At 61.3% G+C, this 20,426-nt stretch carries 18 protein-coding genes; 16 read left to right on the top strand and 2 right to left on the bottom strand.

The window, feature by feature from the left end; translation table 11 throughout:
* Window positions 1-387: 387 nt before the first annotated feature.
* The 14 genes from E5K02_RS25560 to E5K02_RS13395 all read left to right on the top strand — a co-directional run bounded on the left by E5K02_RS25560 (window position 388) and on the right by E5K02_RS13395 (window position 14,334).
* Window positions 388-564, top strand: coding sequence for a hypothetical protein (locus E5K02_RS25560; protein WP_167856395.1), 177 nt, complete (start codon window positions 388-390; stop codon window positions 562-564).
* Between the two features lie 163 nt (window positions 565-727).
* The gene (locus E5K02_RS13460) at window positions 728-1,600 is read left to right on the top strand and encodes a dihydroorotate dehydrogenase (RefSeq protein ID WP_135395310.1); all 873 of its coding nucleotides are present in this window, start codon (window positions 728-730) and stop codon (window positions 1,598-1,600) included.
* A 103-nt stretch (window positions 1,601-1,703) separates the two neighbouring features.
* Window positions 1,704-2,477: an orotidine-5'-phosphate decarboxylase gene (gene pyrF / locus E5K02_RS13455; protein ID WP_135395308.1), complete on the top strand. Its 774-nt coding sequence runs from the start codon at window positions 1,704-1,706 to the stop codon at window positions 2,475-2,477.
* Window positions 2,478-2,798 (top strand): hypothetical protein, encoded by a 321-nt coding sequence (locus E5K02_RS13450; RefSeq protein WP_135395307.1) that lies wholly within the window; start codon window positions 2,478-2,480, stop codon window positions 2,796-2,798. It begins immediately after the preceding gene.
* 7 nt (window positions 2,799-2,805) lie between these two features.
* Window positions 2,806-3,420, top strand: coding sequence for an orotate phosphoribosyltransferase (gene pyrE / locus E5K02_RS13445; protein WP_135395305.1), 615 nt, complete (start codon window positions 2,806-2,808; stop codon window positions 3,418-3,420).
* Window positions 3,421-3,545: 125 nt separating this feature from the next.
* Window positions 3,546-6,668, top strand: coding sequence for a phosphoribosylformylglycinamidine synthase subunit PurL (locus E5K02_RS25925; protein ID WP_240737275.1), 3,123 nt, complete (start codon window positions 3,546-3,548; stop codon window positions 6,666-6,668).
* A gap of 4 nt (window positions 6,669-6,672) precedes the next feature.
* Window positions 6,673-7,563 carry a phosphoribosylformylglycinamidine synthase subunit PurQ gene (locus E5K02_RS13430; RefSeq protein ID WP_135395303.1) on the top strand — a complete coding sequence of 297 codons (891 nt, stop codon included), beginning with the start codon at window positions 6,673-6,675 and terminating at the stop codon, window positions 7,561-7,563.
* Window positions 7,564-7,609: 46 nt separating this feature from the next.
* The gene (locus E5K02_RS13425; protein ID WP_135395301.1) at window positions 7,610-8,542 is read left to right on the top strand and encodes a phosphoribosylaminoimidazolesuccinocarboxamide synthase; all 933 of its coding nucleotides are present in this window, start codon (window positions 7,610-7,612) and stop codon (window positions 8,540-8,542) included.
* Window positions 8,535-8,939 (top strand): nuclear transport factor 2 family protein, encoded by a 405-nt coding sequence (locus tag E5K02_RS13420; protein WP_135395300.1) that lies wholly within the window; start codon window positions 8,535-8,537, stop codon window positions 8,937-8,939. Before E5K02_RS13425 ends, E5K02_RS13420 begins: the two co-directional genes overlap by 8 nt.
* Window positions 8,940-8,956: 17 nt before the next feature.
* Complete coding sequence (locus E5K02_RS13415) at window positions 8,957-9,457, top strand: GNAT family N-acetyltransferase (RefSeq protein WP_135395298.1); 501 nt, start codon at window positions 8,957-8,959, stop codon at window positions 9,455-9,457.
* Entirely contained in the window at window positions 9,450-10,736 is a 1,287-nt protein-coding gene (gene purD / locus E5K02_RS13410) for a phosphoribosylamine--glycine ligase (RefSeq protein WP_135395296.1), read from the top strand. Before E5K02_RS13415 ends, purD begins: the two co-directional genes overlap by 8 nt.
* Window positions 10,675-11,454, top strand: a complete 780-nt coding sequence (purN, locus tag E5K02_RS13405; RefSeq protein WP_135395294.1) for a phosphoribosylglycinamide formyltransferase — start codon at window positions 10,675-10,677, stop codon at window positions 11,452-11,454. The genes purD and purN overlap by 62 nt, the downstream gene beginning before the upstream one ends.
* A 69-nt stretch (window positions 11,455-11,523) precedes the next feature.
* Window positions 11,524-13,035 (top strand): amidophosphoribosyltransferase, encoded by a 1,512-nt coding sequence (gene purF, locus E5K02_RS13400; RefSeq protein WP_135395292.1) that lies wholly within the window; start codon window positions 11,524-11,526, stop codon window positions 13,033-13,035.
* 198 nt (window positions 13,036-13,233) lie between these two features.
* Entirely contained in the window at window positions 13,234-14,334 is a 1,101-nt protein-coding gene (locus tag E5K02_RS13395) for an AIR synthase-related protein (RefSeq protein WP_135395290.1), read from the top strand.
* A 217-nt stretch (window positions 14,335-14,551) separates the two neighbouring features.
* On the opposite strand, the gene E5K02_RS13390 is transcribed toward E5K02_RS13395, so the two are convergent.
* The gene (locus E5K02_RS13390; RefSeq protein WP_135395288.1) at window positions 14,552-14,764 is read right to left on the bottom strand and encodes a heavy-metal-associated domain-containing protein; all 213 of its coding nucleotides are present in this window, start codon (window positions 14,762-14,764) and stop codon (window positions 14,552-14,554) included.
* A gap of 199 nt (window positions 14,765-14,963) precedes the next feature.
* On the opposite strand from E5K02_RS13390, the gene E5K02_RS13385 reads away from it, so the two are divergent.
* Window positions 14,964-15,491 carry a DUF4240 domain-containing protein gene (locus tag E5K02_RS13385; protein ID WP_135395286.1) on the top strand — a complete coding sequence of 176 codons (528 nt, stop codon included), beginning with the start codon at window positions 14,964-14,966 and terminating at the stop codon, window positions 15,489-15,491.
* 66 nt (window positions 15,492-15,557) lie between these two features.
* Here the strand turns inward: E5K02_RS13385 and E5K02_RS13380 are convergent, their stop codons facing one another.
* Window positions 15,558-17,054 carry a nicotinate phosphoribosyltransferase gene (locus tag E5K02_RS13380; protein WP_135395284.1) on the bottom strand — a complete coding sequence of 499 codons (1,497 nt, stop codon included), beginning with the start codon at window positions 17,052-17,054 and terminating at the stop codon, window positions 15,558-15,560.
* A gap of 485 nt (window positions 17,055-17,539) precedes the next feature.
* Here E5K02_RS13380 and E5K02_RS13375 point away from each other — a divergent pair, with 485 nt between their 5' ends.
* Window positions 17,540-20,413 carry a kelch repeat-containing protein gene (locus E5K02_RS13375; RefSeq protein WP_167856393.1) on the top strand — a complete coding sequence of 958 codons (2,874 nt, stop codon included), beginning with the start codon at window positions 17,540-17,542 and terminating at the stop codon, window positions 20,411-20,413.
* Window positions 20,414-20,426: the final 13 nt, after the last annotated feature.

The following is a 20,426-nucleotide window of genomic DNA, read 5'->3' as shown; positions in this document are numbered from 1 at the left end:
CTAAAAAACTGTGGATCATGAGTTTATGCACCAGTATAATAATGTGTAGCAACTGGGTTTAGGTGCTGAATAGCAAGGTTGGTAACATTTTGGTAACATAAAGTTAATGTTACCAATCGGCCGGGGCTGATAACAATTAGTACTTTTGCGACGTGCTTCACCCCAATCAACAACATTTGATGGAGCGCGGGACCTTCTTTAAGAAAGTCTTGCGAGATGATCGAAAGGTCATTTCCCCCGTTGGTTTTTCTGTTTTTCTGGATTTTGTCCCGTTCCCCGCTCCGGCTCCCGAAGCGGTTTTTTTATGTCCTGTCCGTTCGTCCGTCGGGATAAGGCAGGCCTGCAACGAGGATTTTTCGAACGCTTCACACCTACACTGGTAATCCTATGAACGACACCACCCTCGCTCAGCCGATGCTAGCCGCCGCTCCTGTTGCCACCCGCAACGGGATGCTATACTTAGGTGCTGGCGTAGGCATGGCCCGCGTAGCCCAGGGCATCCTGGATCAGAACGGCATCCGGGACTGCGCGTCCTTCCTGATCAACTGCAGCAACGTCATCTAGTCCGGTAACAGGCAGAGCGCTCGGCTTCTACCGGGCGCTCTGCTTTTTTTACAATATAACCTGCCGTCCCGAGCTGGCGGAGGAAGTTCTGAGTAAGGGCGCGGTGGGTTTTTGGTGAAAAAAGAGGCTGCCGTCCCTGGTCATATTCCTTCGTCAGTTCTGGATGGCATCTTTCTTTACAAAGCAAATCATGCAACTAGGAACTCTCACTCTACAAAATCCCATCTGTTTGGCGGCTGCCCCCTGGCAGTTGGATGGGGCCGGTTACGAGCGGCTAGGCGCTATTTTTACCCGGACCGTCACAATGGAGCCCAAGCCCGGGCTTTATGAGGAAGGCATATGGCAAGTAAACGAGCAAACATTGCTCAATGCCACCAATATGCGCACCGAAAGTGCCGAAATTCTAGTGCAGGAGCACTTGCCCCACCTGCTTAGCTACGGGGTGCCGGTGTTTGTCAGCATCACGGCGCCCGGCATTCCGGGCTTCCGCAAAATTGCCCGCTTTCTAGCCCGCGAAGTTGGCCGCCAGATTGCCGGCGTCGAAGTTTACATGGCCCAGCCCGACACGGAGAAAGGGGCCGAACTCAACGCCAAGTTTGTGCGCGAAGCCACCCAGGCCGTGCGCAACGAGTTGGGGCCGGAGTCCATCATCGTGGTGAAATTGCCGCCGTGGCCCGAGCATATCCGAGGCCTTGCCCTGGGCGCTCAGGAAGGTGGCGCCACGGCCCTGGCTGCCACCAACGTCCTCAAAGCCTTGCACCTATCCGACGACGCCACGGCCGCCCCCGTAACCGGTGGCCTATCCGGCGAAGCCCTGCGGCCCGTGGCTTTGCGCTGCGTGTGGGAACTGGCCCACGATTCCCGCATCACCCTGCCCATTTTCGGCACCGGCGGCGTGTTTACGGCGGCTCATGTGTCGGACTATCTGCGTTGTGGGGCTACTGCCGTGCAAATTGCCAGCGGCGAATGGCTAGAGCCTGGCTTGTCGGCGCGGTTGGCGGCCGAGTGTGGTCATTTGATACCGGCCAGTCTGTAAGGCGAGTTTTCGCTGTGCGGGTCGGTCGGGGTATTTTTGCTTTCCCACCCAATTGTTAGTTAATGCCTCGCGAAGTAGAGCTTCGCGTTATTCCCAATCAAAAATGGAAAAGCTCATTCAACGCGCCCAGTACGCCAACTCCCTGCTCTGCGTAGGCCTCGACCCCACCGGCGACGACCAGCAGGTAGCCCGCCGCTTGGCCGAAGTAATCGACCAGACCAGCCCCTACGCCGCCGCTTTCAAGCCCAACCTGGCCTTTTTTCTGAGCCGGGAAGACGGGGTGAAACTGCTGCGCGAAACCGTGCAGCGCATCCCGGAAAGCATTCCGGTGATTCTGGACGGCAAGTTCGGCGACATTGCCAACACCGCCGACCACTACGCCCGCTTTGCCTACGACGTCATCGGGGCCGACAGCGTGACGGTGAACCCCTACATGGGCGACGACGCCATTGTGCCCTTCGCCCGGCCCGGCAAGATGGTATTCGTGCTGGCTAAAACCTCCAACAAGCCCGTGCACTCCCTGCAAGACGTAGCCCTAACCCGCGGCGGCTACCTCTCGGATTACGCCGCCCAGGTGGCCCGCAAGCTGGATGAGGAGCACGGCGGCATCGGCTTGGTGGTAGGCGCTACCAATGCCGCGGCCGTGGCCCGCCTGCGCAGCCTCAGCCCCGAGCAGTGGTTTCTGGTGCCCGGCGTGGGTGCCCAGGGCGGCGACTTAGAAGCTACGCTCCGCGCCGGTCTGCGCCCCGATGGCTCCGGACTCCTTATTAATACGTCGCGCGCTTTATGGCAAGCCGCTGATGCCGGAGCCGCGGCCCGGGAGCTGGTGGAGCAGATTAATAAGTTTCGGCCTACAGCGGTTCACTCATTGGTATAAGTGAAAAGACATACTGCTGATACTGATAGAGGCCTCTTTCAAGCCATTGACAGCTTCGCCATAAAACGTAGAGGTGAGTTTTACATCGTTGGGCAACTCATTGAAGGTGAGGTGCAGGAACAATGGTGTGCCAATATTGCTTTAAGTGCAACTTTGGCTGTAAGCCTCACCATCAAGCAAATTGAAACGATTGATATGGCAGGTGAGTCACCATCTTATCAGCTTCTGATTGTAGCAGCAGATGCAGAAGAAATAAGTCTTCTTCTGGCATTGAAAATAGGCTTTGAGCCAATAGTGATTTCAACCCAAGGCACCGCATAAAATCTTAATGACCACCACCTACACCACCTTGACCTCCGAAACCCTGGAGCAGCAGCTTCTTCAGGAAGACGCGCTGCTGCGCGGGCACTTCCGCCTTTCCTCGGGCCTGCACTCCGATACCTACGTGCAGTGCGCCCGGTTTTTGCGCCGGCCCGACCTGGCCGCACCGGCCGCGGCCGAGCTGGCCCGGCAGATTCAGGCCGCTGGCTTGCAGCCCGATGTGGTGGTGGGGCCGGCCATGGGCGGGGTGGTTATTGGCTATGAATTGGCCCGGCAGCTGGGCGTGCCCGGCATCTTTACCGAGCGCGACGACACCGGGCAGATGACCCTGCGCCGGGGCTTTACGGTGGAGCCGGGGCAGAAAATAATTATTGCCGAAGACGTGGTAACTACCGGCAAGAGCACCAACGAAGTAGCCTGGGTGCTGGAAGGGCTGGGCGCAAAAGTTTTGGCCGTGGCCAGTTTAATTGACCGCACGGGTGGGCAAGCTTCACTTTCTTTTCCGAACTTTGCCCTGCTGCCGGTAACGGCGGCTACCTACGCACCCGATGATTGCCCGCTGTGCCGGGCAGGTATTCCGGTGGTGAAACCGGGCAGTCGGCCCGATAAAGCGTTTTCTTAAACCTACTGCGGCGCAACCGGCGCTTCGGCAAGGCATTTTCGGCGTACCCTGCGCGGGTATGCTTCCTCACGGCGGCGACTTTGCCTCAGCGTGGGAAACCCGAAAAATAGACAAACCTCCCTCTTTTGGACGCTACCCAAAGAACCATTCAGCTTCTGCTCAAGCCCGGCCAACACGATGGCGAGGGCCAACGGGTAGCCGAAGCTGCCTCCCGCCACCTGGGCCTTGCTACCGGCCGGGTGCAAAGCACCGCCCTCTACACGGTGCGCTACCCCGTGAGCGACGAGCAGCTGCGCGATTTCGCCACCCGCTGCCTTCAAGACCCGGTGCTGCACGAAGTCGCCCTCGACGAGTTCCGCCACGGCGCCGACTACAAGAGCTACATCCTGGTGGCCAAGCTGCCCGGCGTGACCGACGACGAAGGCATATCGGCCCAGAACGCCCTCGGCGACTTTTTGAACGAGCCGCTCGATACCCATACCCAGCACATCTTCAGCAAACGGCTCTACTTCCTGGAGCAGGAGCTGCCGGAGAGTAGTCTGCGCCGCCTGGCCGAAGAGCTGCTCGGCAACAAGATGATTAACCGCTTCGAGGTCGGCCCCATAGCCCAGATTCGCGACTACACGCCGCGGCCGGGCGGTGGGGCCGAATCCATTACGGACACGGTGCGGCTCGTGGGCTTGTCGGACGAGGAACTGGTCAAGCTGTCGAAAGACAATCTCTACGCCCTCAACCTGGAGGAAATGCGCGCCGTGCGCGACCATTACACCAGCATCCAGGCCGAGCGCCAAGCCGCCGGTCTGCCCCAGGACCCCACCGACTGTGAGCTGGAAATCGTGGCCCAGACCTGGTCGGAGCACTGCAAGCACAAAGAGTTTTCGGCCGTTATTAAGTACCGGGACGCCGACACGGGCGAGGAGTTCGAAGTAGACTCCTTGTTTAAGACCTACATCAAAAACGCCACCTCGGAAGTAGACCGGCAGCTGCGGGCCAACGGCAACGACTGGCTAATTAAGGTGTTCAGCGACAACGCCGGGGCCGTGCGCATCAACCCCGAGTCGCTGTTCGTGTGGAAGGTCGAAACCCACAACTCGCCCTCGGCCATCGACCCCTACGGCGGCGCCATTACCGGCATTCTGGGCAACAACCGCGACCCGCTGGCCACCGGCATCGGGGGCGCGCGGCTGCTGTTTAACACCAACGTGCTCTGCTTCGGCAACCCCGAGTTCAACGGCACCTTGCTGAGCAACCAATTGCACCCGCGCCGCATTTTCGAAGGCGTGCGCAAGGGCATCGAGGATGGCGGCAACAAGTCGGGCGTACCGACGGTGAACGGGGCCATTGTATTCGATGACCGCTACGCCGGCAAGCCGCTGGTGTACTGCGGCACCGGCGCCGTGATGCCCATGCAGCTGGCCGGCCTCGACTCCTGGGAAAAGAAAATTGACGCCCAGGACCGCATCATCATGGCCGGCGGCCGGGTGGGCAAAGACGGTATCCACGGCGCGACGTTCTCCAGCATTGAGCTCGACGAAACCTCGCCCGCCACGGCCGTGCAGATTGGCTCGCCCATCACCCAGAAGCTGGCTATGGACTTCCTGATCTTGGCGACCCGCCGCGGCCTGATCAAGTGCAGCACCGACAACGGCGCGGGCGGCTTGTCCTCGTCCATCGGCGAGCTGGCGACCATCAGCGGCGGGGCCGTGGTGGAGCTGGAGAAAGTACCTTTGAAATACCCGGGCTTGCGGCCCTGGGAAATCTTCGTGTCGGAGTCGCAGGAGCGTTTCTCCCTGGCCGTGGAGCCCGCTAAAATGGACGAGCTGCTGGCCCTGGGCCGGGAAATGGAAGTGGAGCTGACCGACATCGGCTACTTCACCGCCGACGGCAGCCTCGACGTGCGCTTCGACGGCAAGTCGGTGGCCCGCATCGACATGGAATTCCTGCACAACGGCGTGCCGCGCAAAGTGCTGGAAGCCGAGTGGCAGAAGCCCGCGGCCCAGGAACCTGCCGTGGAAATCCGTCAGAACGGTGTAGAGACGCATATTTGCGTCTCCCCGTTGAACGACCAGAGCCGCGCTATCTGGGCCAGCAACCTCAGCAACGACGAGACGCAAATATGCGTCTCTACAACCGACGTGCTGTTTAAGCTCCTTGGCAGCCTCAACATCTGCTCCCGCGAGTCGGTGATTCGGCAGTACGACCATGAGGTGAAGGGCCGCACCATTATCAAGCCCCTGATGGGCGCCACCGGGCAGGCTCCGCAGGACGCCGCCGTGGTGCGCTTCAACTTCGAGTCCTGGGAAGGCGTGGCCGTGAGCAACGGTATTCTGCCTCGCTTTGGCGACTTGGACGCCTACGATATGTCGGCCGGGGCCTTCGACGAGGCTGTGCGCCAGATTGTGGCCGTGGGAGGGAAGCTGCCCAACCTGAGTTACGGGGACGGCAACTTCTGGTCGGTCAACGACAACTTCTGCGTGCCCGATTCGGTCTACGACCCCGCCACCAACCCCGACGGCAAGCTCAAGCTGGCCAAGCTGGTGCGTATGTGCCAGGCTCTGCGCGACGCCACGGCGGCCTACTGCATCCCGCTCACGAGTGGCAAGGACTCGATGAAGAACGATTTCAAGGCCGACGGGGTGAAGATTTCCGTGCCGCCCACGGTTCTGTATTCGATGACCGCCAAAATCGAGGACGTGCGCCGCACCATCACCTCCGACTTCAAGCAAGCCGACGACGTGGTGTACCTGCTGGGCGAAACCTACGACGAGCTGGGCGGCTCGGAGTTCTACCAGCTCTTCCATGAGCTGGGCGCCAACGTGCCCAAAGTGCGGTTCGAGGAAGCCAAGGCGCTGTACACGCTGATGGGCCAGGCCAACGACCAGGGCCTGATTCAGTCCTGCCACGACGTGTCGGACGGCGGCCTGGCCGTGGCCCTGGCCGAAGCCACCTTCGGCTACGGCTTCGGGGCGGAGGTAGAGCTGCCAGAAGGCTTGCCGGTGTCCGTGCAGCTGTTTGCCGAGTCGCACTCCCGCTTCGTGGCCACGGTGGCTCCCGAGGACGTGGTGGCTTTCGAGCAGCACTTCGGCCCGCGCGCTACCCGTTTGGGTGTCGTTACGCAGGATAGCCAGCTCACGGTGCGCCACGCCGGTCAAACAATCATTTCGGCCAGCACCGCCGCCTTGCGCCACGAGTGGACCAACGGCCCCGTGAATCGAATTATCGGCTTTGGCCAGCACGCAGAAGCTTAGTACCATGGAAGGCCAACAACCAAGAACCACTACCCAACAACCCGTCCAGGCCCTGATCCTGACCGGCTTTGGTATCAACTGCGAGGAAGAATACGCGGCGGCCTACCGCCTGGCCGGGGCCGAAGCTACCATCGTGCACCTCAACGAGGTCATGCACGGCCACGTCAGCATCCACGACTACGACATCCTCAACTTTCCCGGCGGCTTCAGCTTCGGCGACGATTTGGGCTCGGGCGTGGTGCTGGCCAACAAGCTGCGCTACCGCAAAAACGCCGCGGGCCGCACGTTGCTGGATGACATCCGGGAGTTCATTGCCAACGGCAAGTTCGTGATGGGTATCTGCAACGGCTTCCAGGTGCTGGTCAAGCTGGGGCTGCTGCCCAACCTGGGTGGCGACGTGACGCCCGAAGTAACCCTGACCCACAACGCCTCGGGCCGCTACGAAGACCGCTGGGTGCGACTCAAAGTCAACCCCAAGTCGAACTCGCCCTTCCTTAAGGGCATCGACTCGCTGGAAGTGCCCGTGCGCCACGGCGAGGGCCGCCTCATTATCAAGGGCGAAGAAACGTTGGCCGAAATCGAAGCCCGGGGCCTGAACTGCCTGGCTTACACCGACTACGACGGCTCGCCCACCGACGTGTACCCGCACAACCCCAACGGGGCCGACCTGAACTGCGCCGGCCTGACCGACACCACCGGCCAGGTATTCGGGCTGATGCCCCACCCGGAGGCCTTTCTGTCGCTCTACAACCACCCCGACTGGGCCCGGCGCAAGCGCCAGAACCCCGGCCTGAGCGAGGAAGGCGACGGGCTTAAGCTGTTCCGCAACATCGTGGAGCACGTGCAGGGCCAGCGCCAAACTGTTCCCCAGGAAGCCAGCCAGTTCTCATCCTAGACCTCTCCGCCTGCCGCTGACCTCGGGCCGGCGGCTACCCCGTCGTATGAACACCCTCAACCACTTCGATACTCCCCAGCTCGAACTTCTGCACCGCGGCAAAGTCCGCGACTCGTACCGTGCGCCTTCCGGCGAGCGGCTCATCGTGGTAACCGACCGGCTGTCGGCCTTCGACTCGGTGCTGGAAACGCCCGTGGCCCACAAAGGCGCGGTGCTCAACGGGCTGGCCGCTTTCTGGTTCGACAAGACCCGGCACATCATCCCCAACCACGTGATTTCGCTGCTCGACCCGAACGTGACCCTGGCCAAGGAAGCCGAGCCGATTCGGGTGGAGATGGTGGTGCGCAACTACCTCACGGGCTCGATGTGGCGCGGCTACCAGCAGGGCCAGCGCACCTTTTCGGGCGTGACGGTGCCCGACGGCCTGACCAAGCACCAGCAGTTTGCTGAGCCCATCGTGACGCCGACGACCAAGGAGGAGTCGGACCGGGAGATTACGCCCGAGAATCTGGTGGCGGAAGGTTGGGTGACGGCGGAGCTCTACGAGCAGATGCGGGTGAAGGCCCTGGAGCTGTTCAACTTCGCCTCTGCGTGGATGGCCGAGCGCGGCATTATCCTCGTGGACACCAAGTACGAGTTTGGGTTGCTGAACGGGGAGCTGATTCTGATTGACGAAATCCACACGCCCGACTCGTCGCGGTTCTGGAGCGCCGAGGACTATGCCCGGAACCCGGAGACGGCCGAGCAGATGGACAAGGAGTACGTGCGCCAGTGGCTGATTGCCCACAAGCAGGACGGCCAGTATCCCCGCGCCCTTACCCCCGAAGTTTCCGCCGAAGCCACCCGCCGCTACCTCGACATCTACGAGCGTATCACGGGCGCCCCACTGCCCACCGGCACCGACACTGCTGCCGACGGCGACGTTCGGGCCCGCCTCGTGAACAATCTGGTGCAAGCCGGTATCATGAAAGATGCCTGATAAGCCCAAGCCCATGGACGCCGCGCAACAGAAACAACTTGTAGAAAGCTACATCGACGCGTACAACCGCCTCGACGTAGCCGGCATGCTGCAGCCCCTGCACCAGGAAGTGGTGTTTCGTAACATCTCCAACGGGGAGGTCGACCTGACGCTGACCGGTAAGGGCAGCTTCCGGCAGCAGGCCGAGCAGACCCTGCAGTACTTTTCCCAGCGGGAGCAGCGCGTCACCGATTGGCACATCAGTGTCGACAAAGTAGAAGTGCAGCTCGACTACTCCGCCGTAGCCGCCCTGGACTTCCCGAATGGCCTGAAAGCCGGCGACCTGCTGCAACTGCAGGGCAAGTCAGTGTTTGAGTTCAAGGACGGACTTATTGCCTCCATCACCGATATTAGCTAAGCCGCTACTGCCAGGCCATGTCCACCGCCGCTACCACCATCCAGCTCGAAGTTTCCTCGCCCCAGGCGGCGGAAGCTCAGCCCCTGCTCGACGCTTTGTCGGAGCAGCTGGGCACGCGCTTCGGCAGCGACGGACGGGCTTCGTTTACGGAGTGGCAGACTGGTGATTCGCGCTACATTTTCCTGCTGGCCCGGCTGGAGGGCGAAGCCGTGGGGTGCGGGGCGGTTCGGCCCTTGACGGATACGGTGGGCGAAGTGAAGCGTATGTTTGCCAAATATTCCCGGCAGGGTATCGGCGAAGCTGTTTTGCAGCAGTTGGAAACCGAAGCTTCCCAGGCGGGCTACACCGAGTTGTGGCTCGAAACCCGGGAGGCCAACACCGAAGCCTGCCGCTTTTACCTCAAAAACGGCTACCAGCGCCGCCCTAATTACGGCCCCTACATCGGCCGCGACCATTCGGCCTGCTTCGGCAAGCTTCTCACTTCTTCTGACGCAGCTGAGTTCCTTTCTCATGACTAGTTCTTTACCTAAAACCATAGTTCTCCTCGGCGGCGGGGCCCGGGAACACGCCATGGCCTGGAAGCTGACCCGCGACGGGGCCACGGTGCACGTGCTGCCCGGCAACGGCGGCATCCCCAACAGCCACCCCGACATCAGCGCCACCGACTTCCCGGCCGTCCAGGCTTTTTGCGAGCAACACGGCGTCAAGCTCATCGTGGTGGGCCCCGAAGCCCCGCTGGCGGCCGGCGTAACCGACTACTTCGCCGGCTCCGACATCCGCGTGTTTGGCCCTTCGCGGGCCGGGGCGGTGCTGGAAAGCTCCAAGGTGTGGAGCAAGGACTTCATGCGGCGGCACGGCGTGGCTACGGCCCTGTCGTGGCAGTACCGCAGTGATAAGCTGGCCGATGCCCGCGCCAAGGCCACCGAGCTGAACGGGCAGGTAGTGGTGAAGTACGACGGGCTGGCCGCCGGCAAAGGCGTGTACGTTTGCTCGTCCATCGAAGAAGCGCAGGCCGCCCTGGATGACTTGCAATTGCAGCACACGGGCTGGTTTAGCTTCCTGCTCGAAGAAAAGCTCAGTGGCCCCGAAATCAGCATTATCGGCGTCACGGACGGCAACCGGGTGCGGCTGCTGGCCCCGTCGCAGGACCACAAGCAGCTGCTGGCCGGCGACCAGGGCCCCAACACCGGCGGCATGGGCGCCTACTGCCCCGTCCCGTTCTGCGACGACAACGTGCTGGCCGCCATCCGCACTAGCATCGTCGACCCCACCCTGCGCGGCTTGCAAAACGAGCAGTTCGACTTCAAGGGCTTTCTCTACTTCGGCATCATGCTCACCGACCAGGGCCCCAAGCTGCTCGAGTACAACGTTCGCCTCGGCGACCCGGAAGCCGAAGTGCTCTTACCTGCCCTGGAAAGCTCGTTGCTGGAGCTCATCGAAGCTACCCTGGACGGCAAGCTCCAGCAAACCGTGGTGCGGCAGCGGCGCGGCTGCTACGTGGGCGTGGTGCTGGCCTCGGGCGGCTACCCGGCGGCCCAGTTCCCCACCGGCTTCCCCATCACCGGCCTCGACCAGCTTCACCCCAGCATCCTGGCTTTTCATGGGGCTACCAAGCAGCAAAACGGCGAGCTGGTAACCACCGGCGGCCGGGTCATGGTGCTCGTCGGGCACGGCGAGGAGCTGGAAGATGCCGTAGCCCACGTGTACCGCGAAGCCGGAAAAGTAACGTTTCAGGATGTCTACATCCGTACCGATATCGGCCAGCGGCCGGAACCGACCCTTGCAGCCAACTGGTAACCATACCGCCCACAAAGCCCGCCTGGCCATTCTGCTGTCGGGCCGGGGCTCCAACATGGTAGCCCTGGTACAGGCCGTGCAACACGGCGTGCTCCAACCTTTGGCCGAGGTAGCCGTGGTGTTCAGCAACAAGCCCGACGCGCCCGGCCTGGAAACGGCCGCCGCCTTGGGCTGCCCCACGGCCAGCCTGAGCAGCCAGGGCCGCAAGCGGCAGGAGTTTGACGCCGAGGTAGTAGAGGTGCTGCAGCAGTACCGGCCCGACTACATCGTGCTAGCCGGCTACATGCGGATTTTGTCGCCCACCTTCATCCGGGCCTTTGCCGGGCGCATCCTCAACATTCACCCCGCCGACACCCACGCCCACCAGGGCCTGCATGCCTACGAATGGGCATTCGAAAATCAGCTGCCGGAAACCAAAATCACCGTGCATCTGGTTGATGAGGGCCTGGACACGGGGCCAATCCTGGCTCAGCATCCGGTTGACTTACAAGGGGCTGACACCCTGGCCGAGGTAGAGCGCCGCGGCCTGGCCGTGGAGCACTTTCTGTACGCCGATACCCTGGCCCGCCTCATCCGCGGCGAGCTGCCCAACCCTAGTACCGAACCCGTAGCGGCTTCCGCGGCGGATTCAGCTTCCACCCCCGAACCTCTGGTGCCATTGTCGTCCGGCTCGGCTTCTCCCGCGGGAGAAGGGCTGGGGGGTGAGGCTTCTCGTTAAAACTAGTACCACCCACCACCCCGGAACCCTGGCCTTCTTTAGCCAGCAACTGCTTTTTTTGAAACTGCCATGTGCGGAATTGTAGGTTTTTACGGCCCCGATGACGTTGCCCACGACATCGTATTCGGCTTGACGGCGCTTCAGCACCGCGGCCAGGACGCGGCCGGCATAGCCACCTTCGACGATAATTTTCACCTCTGCAAGGGCAACGGCCTCATTGCCGACGTCTTCAAGCCCAAGCAGCTCAAAAAGCTCAAGGGCAACATCGGCATCGGCCACGCCCGCTACACCACCCAGGGCTCCAACGACGCCGAGCTGGCCCAGCCCTTCACCACGAGCTACCCCTTCGGCCTGGCCATGGTGCACAACGGCAACGTCATCAACTTCCGCTCGGCCGCCAAGCGCCTGCACGAGAAGTACCACGTGCTGCCCAAGACCAGCAACGACCTGGAGCTGATCATGTACACCTTCGCCTCGGAGCTGCGCCTGAAAAACCTCGACAACCTCTCGGTTATCGACATCTTCGACGCCGTCGAAACGACCCAGGAGCTGGTGAAGGGCGCCTACGCCACCATTACCATCATTGCCGGCCACGGCCTGCTGGCTTTCAACGACCCGCTGGGCATCCGGCCCCTGGTGCTGGGCCGCCGCGAAACCGAGAACGGGCCCATCTACGCCTTTGCCTCCGAAAGCACCTGCTTCGACTACCTGGGCTTCGAGTTTATCAAGAACGTGGGGCCGGGCCAGGCGGTGTTTATCGATAAGGACTACAAGGTGCATTACAAGAACCCGTACAACCTGCCCAAGGCGTTTTGCGTGTTCGAGCACATCTACTTCGCCCGCGAGGACTCCACGATTCACGGCCGCCTCGTGGCCCGGGAGCGGGTGCGCCTGGGCAAGATTCTGGCCCGTAAAGTAATTGAGTCCGGCATCCAGCCGGATATGGTGATTGACGTGCCTTCGTCGGGCTACTTCGCGGCTTCCGGCCTGGCCGAGGCCATTGGGGTGCCCTACCGGCGGGCGTTGGTGAAGAACAACCACATGGGCCGCTCCTTTATCGTGAGCAGCCAGGCGGGCCGGGAAGACATTGTCAAGAAGAAGCTCAACCCGATTCGGGAGTTTGTGGCCGGTAAGAAAATTGCCGTTGTCGACGACAGCATCGTGCGGGGCACTACCTCGCGGCGCATCGTGCGCATCCTGCGCGAGGCCGGGGCCAAGGAGGTGTACTTCATCAGCAGCGCCCCGCCCATCATTTCGCCCTGCATCTACGGCATCGACATGGCCATGAGCACCGAACTGATTGCGGCCAACTACACCGAGGAGGAAATCTGCCGCTACATCGAGGCCGACAAGGTGATTTACCAGTCCATCGAGGACTTGCAGGAGCTGTTTTCGGAGGAAAAAGGCAACGGCGGCAACTGCTTTGCCTGCTTCACCGGCAAATACCCCACCGGCGACGTGACCAAGTACCTGCGCCATATTCAGGAGGAGCGCCAGAGCCACCGCGGCGACAAAAAAGGCAGCTCGGTCGAGCCGGTAACCTCGGTCAGCGCCAAAGCCCCTGAGCCAACCGAGCATTAAAAATGTATTGAACGAAACGGCAGCTATAGACTAGAAAGCTAGTTCCCCTCCTCAGATGAGGAGGGGTTAGGGGTGGTTGACAATCGTTGAACATCTACTAGAAACTAATTCTAAAGTCGTTCTGGTGTTTCAACCACCCCTAACCCCTCCTCATCTGAGGAGGGGAACTAGCTTTCTAGCTTTAACCCAGCTTCTCGCATGTCCACCAACCTCAAAGAAACCGCCGGCTACTCCATCGAAGAGGGCAACGCCGCTTCGAAAAATGCTTACCACTGGGCCCAGAAAACCTTCTCGACCCGGGCCGGCAAGCCCGGGGAGCCGGCCCAGGATTTGGCGGGGGGCTTCTCCAACGAAATCCGCTTCGGGGCGGAGCGGCTGGGTATCGGCTCCGATGGTATCGGGACCAAGATTGAGGTGGCCGAGCGTCTGGACCGCTACGACACGCTGGGCTACGACCTGATTGCCATGGTGGCCGACGATTTGGCGGTGGCCGGCTTTGTCCCGACCAATCTGTCGAACATCATCGACGTGAACACGCTCAACTATGAGGTGGTCGATGAGCTTATGCGCGGCCTGCACGACGCGGCCCAGTTCAGCCAGATTGCCGTGACGGGCGGAGAAATTGCCGAGCTCGGCAACCGCATCGGCGGCTACCCCGGCGCGAAAATGAACTTCAACTGGTGCTCGACGGCCGTGGGTGTGCTGCACCCCAGCCTGGAGCGGCCCCTGAGCGGGGCCAACGTGCGGGCCGGGCAGGCCGTGGTGGCACTTCGCTCCCCCTCGTTCCGCTCCAACGGCTACTCCCTGGCCCGCCGCGCCCTCACCAAAGCATTCGGCGAAGCTTGGCACAACGCCCCCTACACCGGTCCCGACGCGGCCGAAATGGGCCAGACCTGGGGCGAAGTGATGCTGGCACCTTCCCTCATCTTCTCGCCCGGCGTAGCGGCCGTGCTGGATGCGGGCCTGCCCCTGCACGCAGCGGCCCACATCACCGGCGGCGGCATTGCCGACAACTTCAAGCGGGTGCTCAAAAACGGCGTGGGGGCCGAGCTGACCAACCTCTTCGAGCCCCTGCCCGCCATGCAGCAGCTGGCCGAGTTGGCCGGTATCACGCCCACCGAAGCCTACCTCTACTGGAACATGGGCAACGGCATGCTGCTCGTGACCGACGAAGCCCAGGCCGAGGCCGTAGCCGAAAACCTGCGTCAGAGCGGCTACCAGGCTCAGGTAGCCGGCCGCATCACCGCCGATCCGGGCGTGCTGCTAACGGTGGGTGCGGGTGAGCTGAGCTACGAGTAAAAACCGTGTCATTGCGAGGCGTGAGCCGAAGCAATCCGTCCTCTGAAATGTGCCGAGTGTTCTGATGTGAAAAGCCCCTTCTTACATGCGGTAGGAAGGGGCTTTCTGGTAAAAGGTTGTTTGTCACTAGTAGAGGACGGATTGCTTCGGCTCACGCCTCGCAATGACACGTCTTTTAGCACATCAGTACATTAGCACCTTCCAACTCATTCGCACATTACCCGGCCGGCTCAATGTCAAAGCCAGCCTGGGAAACGGACTTCATGATGAGTTCGGGAATGGGGTTTTCGCCTTCCACGGTCAGGACCTTATCGGGGCTGGTAGTATCGACGCTCCACTTCTCGACGCTGGCTTCGGCGTCGAGGAAGGGGGTGACGGCGCGCACGCAGTTGGCGCAGTTGATGCTGGTTTTGAATTTCAGGGTTGACATAGAGGTGTAGAAGTAAGACCCCGGCAGTGGCCGGGGCGGGTGAGAGGTTGCTAGTACAACGAATACGCCGCAAAAGTAGCGGTGGGGTACCGGAGGAGAAGTACAGGCTTTGGCTGCCGGAGTGTAGAGTTTTGCCGTATTTCACAGCTCTGAATAGTAGCACCGACTAGTAAAATCGGTTGGCAGTTCCGCATACGATATGACAAATTCTGAATTCTGGCAGCTTATTAATGCCTCCAAGAACACCACCCACGACCAAACTGCCCAGGCCGATTTCCTGTCCGAACAGTTGGCTACTTGGGAGCCGAACCAGATAATCGAGTTTGAGTGCCGGCTGCGGGAGCACCTGCTCGAAGCGGATGACTATAAGATAATGGCCGCCCTGAAAATACTGGATGGCTACGTGTCGGACGACTCCTACCTGTACTTCCGCGCCTGGCTGGTAGGGCAGGGGGAAGCGGTGTTCCGGAACGCGCTCCGGGACGCCGACAGTCTGGCCCAGATAGCCCAGGAGCCTTATCAGGAGTTCGAAAACCTGCTCTACGTAGCCACGGAGGCTTTCGGGCGGCGCACCGGACGACCTGCGGAAGATGATACCTTCCCGCGCGCCGTCGCGGCGGCCCGTGGCCTGGACTACGACCTGGGCTCGGAAACCAAGGGTGAGGACTGGCGGGAAGAGCAGCTGCCCAAGCTACTGCCGCGGCTGTGGAAGAAGTTTAGTGCGTAATGAAGAATAGGCAAAAGGCCCACGCTGCGGATGCAGCGTGGGCCTTTTGCCTACCAACTGACTGGACTACGCCGGGCGCTGGGGCCGTTTCTCCAGAATCAGGTTGGTGCGGAACGTGTTCAGGCTTTCCTCCAGGCCCACCGGGTACACGTGCGGGTTGAGGAAGCGGCGGATGCTGGGGTCGAGGCTGGCTACTTCCCGCTGCGCTTTGGCCCGGCTTTCCTGCAACGTGGGCAGCTCGGCCACCAGCTTGCCCTGGCGGAACACGGGCTCCAGCAGCTCCCGGAACTGGGTGCTGCGAATGGGCCGGCGGCGGGTGGGGTCCACGGGGTCGACGATGGTGAGGTCGGCGGGCAGGGGCTCGGCCGTGTTGTAGAGCATATCGGCCCGGGGCTGGCCTTTCTCGGTTTCGTAGCGCCGCACCTGCAGAATGCCCGGGATGCTGGTTTTGGCCAGCTGCTCGGAAATCTTCACGGTGTATTCCCAGCCCGAGTCGTCGGCTTTGCGCAGGGCCGCCAGCTTGTACACCCCGCCCAGGGCCGGCTGGTCGTAAGCCGTCACGAGCTTGGTGCCAATGCCCCAGGTATCAATCTGGGCGCCCTGCTGCTTGAGGCTGGTAATCAGGTTTTCGTCGAGGTCGTTGCTGGCTACGATGCGCGTGTTGGGGAAGCCCGCCTCGTTGAGCAGGGCCCGGGCCTCACGGCTGAGGTAAGCCAAGTCGCCGGAGTCGAGGCGGATGCCGCCCAGCTCATGCCCATTTGCACGCATGCGGCGCGCCACGCTGATGGCCCGGCGCACCCCTTCCAGCGTGTCGTAGGTATCGACCAGGAACACGGAGTCGTCGGGGAAAGCGGCGGCGTAGGCTTCGAAGGCCTGTTCTTCCTGCTCAAACGACATTACCCAACTGTGGGCGTGGGTGCCGCGCACCGGAATGCCGAAGCGCAGCCCGGCCAGTACATTGGAAGTCCCGTCGACCCCGCCCAGGTAGGCGGCCCGACTGGCGCCGAGGCCGCCGTCGAAGCCCTGGGCGCGGCGCAGGCCGAATTCCAGCACCTGGTCGTCGCCGGCCGCCTCCCGGATGCGGGCGGCTTTGGTGGCAATCAGGGTCTGGAAGTTGACGAGCGTGAGCAGGGCCGTTTCCAGCAGTTGTACTTGCAGCAACGGGCCTTTGATGCGCATCAGCGGCTCATTGGCAAACACGACGGTGCCCTCGGCAATAGCATCCACGTCGCAAGTGAAGCGCAGGTCGCGCAGGTAGTCCAGAAACTCCTGGGGAAAGAGCGGCACATTCTTCGAGCCCCGCAGGCTGGCCAGATAACGCAGGTCCTCTGCCGAGAAGCGCAGGTTCTGCAGCCAGTCGGTGGCGTAAGCCAGGCCGGCGCACACGGCATAGCCGCCGTTGAACGGCGGACGGCGGAAGTACAGGTGAAAAACGGCTTCCCGGTCCTGCAAGCCCTGTTTCCAGTAGCCATAGCTCATCGTGAGCTGATAGAGGTCGGTAACGAGGCTGAGTGAAGATGAGTAAAGGCTGGAGAGTGGGGCGTTTTCCGGGTTTGAAGACATCGTAGTTGGTAGTGGTGAGGCAGAACAGGGAGAGTGTCCAAGCAATACGGAACCGGCATCGACATGGTAGCCTGTAAGGGTAGGCGTAAAGGTGCTGCTAAATATAGAATGAACCGGATGATTGGCTTTTGCCAAGTACCAACAGATGAGCTTATGGCCTGTTTTTTTTCGGTATTAAACACAACTATTCCCCATTTTTGCCCTCCTGCATTCTTGTCTAAAATTATAACCTTGCGAAATGAGTGTTTATTACTAATATCATGATATTATTGCATTAAAGTTTGAAATATTCAATTGCCGATGCAGGGCTTGAATGCTTCTGTTATAGCCACTTATTACCCTATCAACACCTTTTGCAGCGTATGAGAAAAATTTTACCCGCTTTCACCTGTGGGCTGCTATTAATTTCTGGAATTGAGGCAACCCTAGCCCAGCAGGCGTCTGTTGGGTTTTCAAACACTGGTCAGCTGGAGCCAGGCAGGCCAATGCCGGTTTCCGGACCGCTGCCGCTCACGGCTCGGCAGCTTGTGGCCCTGGGGCGCCTGACTGAATCGCGCACATTGGCGCCCTGGGTTAGCCTTGCCAATCTCAGTCAAATTCGGGGGCAGCATGCCGCCGTGGCTTCCGGCAACAGAATCTACGTGTGGGGAGGCTATATTGGTAATTCCACCTCTACCGTTACGGAGTTCAGTAGTCTGGAAATCTACAACCCTGCTACCAACACCTGGACTACCGGAGCGCCGGTTCCGAAGATCATGCGTGGCCAGGCCTGCGCGGTAGGGGCCGATGGCCAAATTTATAGCATCAGTGGCGTTAACAATGGCTCCCCCACGCTCACCGATACTTACCGCTACAATCCAGCTACCAACGTGTGGACTAGTGTGGCCCCAATCCCAGTTGGGCAGTGGGAATCGGCGGCCGCAACGGGCCAGGACGGCAAAATCTACGTCTTTGGAGGTACCTCCAACCAATTACTGACGCAGATCTACACCCCGAGCACCAATACCTGGACTACCGGGGCCAATATGCCCGTCGGGCGGCACGGCCACGTGGCCGTCACGGATGCCAATGGGCTGATCCACCTTATCGGGGGCATGACCGAACTGGCCAGCGCGGCCCTGGCCTCGCACTCAATCTATAACCCCGCAACCAACACCTGGACCTCGGGCACTGATTTGCCCAGCGCGGTCAATCAGCCGGGTGGTACGCTGGGCGCCGATGGTAAACTATATATTACCGGGGGCAAAGGCAGCTACTTCAACAACGAAGGGCCCTTCTACAATTCGGTGTATGTCTATGATCCGGCGACGAGCAGCTGGACCTCCGGCACCAACTTGCCGATAACCTTGGCCGAAACCCGTTCCGTTTCGATTGGCTCGGATATCTATACCATTGCCGGGGCCAATGGCTCGATGCAGAGCGTGTTGTACCGCAGCTCGGTGGTAGTCAATAGCTTCACCTGGACGGGCACTACCTCCACCGCCTGGAATGTGGCATCCAACTGGTCGGGTGGGGTAGTGCCCACGGCCAATGACAACGTGACGATTCCGGCCGGCCTGTCGCGCTATCCGGTCGTCAGCGCCTCTTCAGCGGCCAACCTGGTAACGGTGAGCAGCGGGGCCAGCCTCGGTATAGCCGACGGCGGCACTCTATCGGTCAGCGGCAACTTTGTGAATAATGGCACCTTCTCGGCTACCGGCAATGCTACGGTGAACCTGAATGGTGGCGCCGCCCAAACAATTGGAGGCAGCAGCATCACGCAGTTCCGCAACCTGACGGTAGGCTCAGCCGGGGCTTCCCTCGGTGGGCGGGTCGAGATTCAGCGCCTGCTGACGCTGAATGGCAACCTGACGACCACGGGCCAGCAGTTCCTGATTCTGTCGAACAACGTCGGGACGGGCATGGTGTACAACAATGGCGGCGTGGTAAACGGTGGGGCTATCATGCAGCGCTACATCGACCCGGCCAGCAACCCGGGCTTTGGCTACCGCCATTTTGCCCCGGCCGTCAGCGGCGCTACCTTCAACACCCTGGCCGTATTTCCTATCCTACCCGGCGCCCAGAGCCCGGGCCCGCTGCAACTCAACGCAGCTTACAACTCTGCCGCCGAACCGGGTCTGGTAACGCCCTTTCCAACGGTCTTTTCTTATAACCAATCCCGCGTGGTGGCGCCAGCCTCGGGCAATGCCAGCTTCGACCAAGGGTGGGAGTCGCCGGTGTCGGCCAATCAAACGCTGCCGCCTACTTTCGGCCTCACCATCAACCAGGTAGCGGGTAATTTCTTTGAACTGACCGGCACATCGCTAAACAACGGCGGCATCACGCGGACCTCCCTGACGCGCGGAGCGCAGCCCGAATCGGGCTGGCACCTGCTGGGCAACCCCTACCCGTCGCCCATCGACTGGAACCGCGTAGGCCGGACCAACGTGGATGCGGCAGCCTACGTTTACCGCTCCACGGGGCAGTACGACGGTGGCTATACGGCCTATGTTAATGGGGTGGGCACCAACATTATGCCCATGGGCCAGGCCTTCTTCGTGCGGACAAGCGCAGCTGGGGCTAGCGGCAGCGTGGCCTTCACCAATGCCTCGCGCGAAACTACCTACACCGACCCCATCTACGCCCGGCCGGCCCAAACGGAAACCCGCCCCTTGGTGCAACTCACGTTGCAGCGCGTAGGCGCCACCGGCGCGGCCAGCCAGGACGACTTCTATGTCTACGAGCAGGCCGGGGCTACCTCCGGGTTCGACTCGGAATACGACGCGCTGAAAGTGCAACTCAATGGTGGAGCCCAGCCCAGCCTCTACCAGCAAGTAGGAACCGACGCGTTGGCCATTCAGGGCCTGCCGGCCGGCAACACGCCCCGCAGCCTGGCTTTAGGCCTTAATGCAGCCGAAGCGGGCACCTATGAGTTTAGCCCCACCCAGCTGCTGAATCTGGCCGCCACCGAGCCGGTGTGGCTGGAAGATAAGCTTACCGGTACCTGGCACGACCTCCGTCTGGGAGCGTACCGGGCGACCTTGCCACAGGGCCTGAGCACGACGCGCTTCGTCTTGCATCTGCACCAGGCCAAGGCGCTGTCCAGCGGCAAAGCCTCGACCTGGGCCGGAGAGCTGCAGCTTTATCCGAACCCGGCCACCGCGGCTCCGGTAACGTTGGCTGCCAGTGGAGTAGCCGGCTCGACGGCTGAGCTGGTGCTCGTTAACAGTGTTGGGCAGCAGGTGTGGCAGCGCACGGCACCACTTAGCGGGCGTGAGTTGCGGGCAGTAGTGCCGGTAGCCGGTCTGGCGCAGGGTGTGTACACGGTGCAGGTGCGGAGCGCAGCCGGGATTCTGACCCGTAAGCTCGTCATTCAGTAAACCTTTTGTTAAG

Origin of the sequence: Hymenobacter metallicola (assembly GCF_004745645.1) — a bacterium.
Taxonomy (GTDB): Bacteria; Bacteroidota; Bacteroidia; order Cytophagales; family Hymenobacteraceae; genus Hymenobacter; species Hymenobacter metallicola.
The sequence above is the reverse complement of the archived record's forward strand: the minus strand, read 5'-3'. Positions and strand labels throughout refer to the sequence as shown.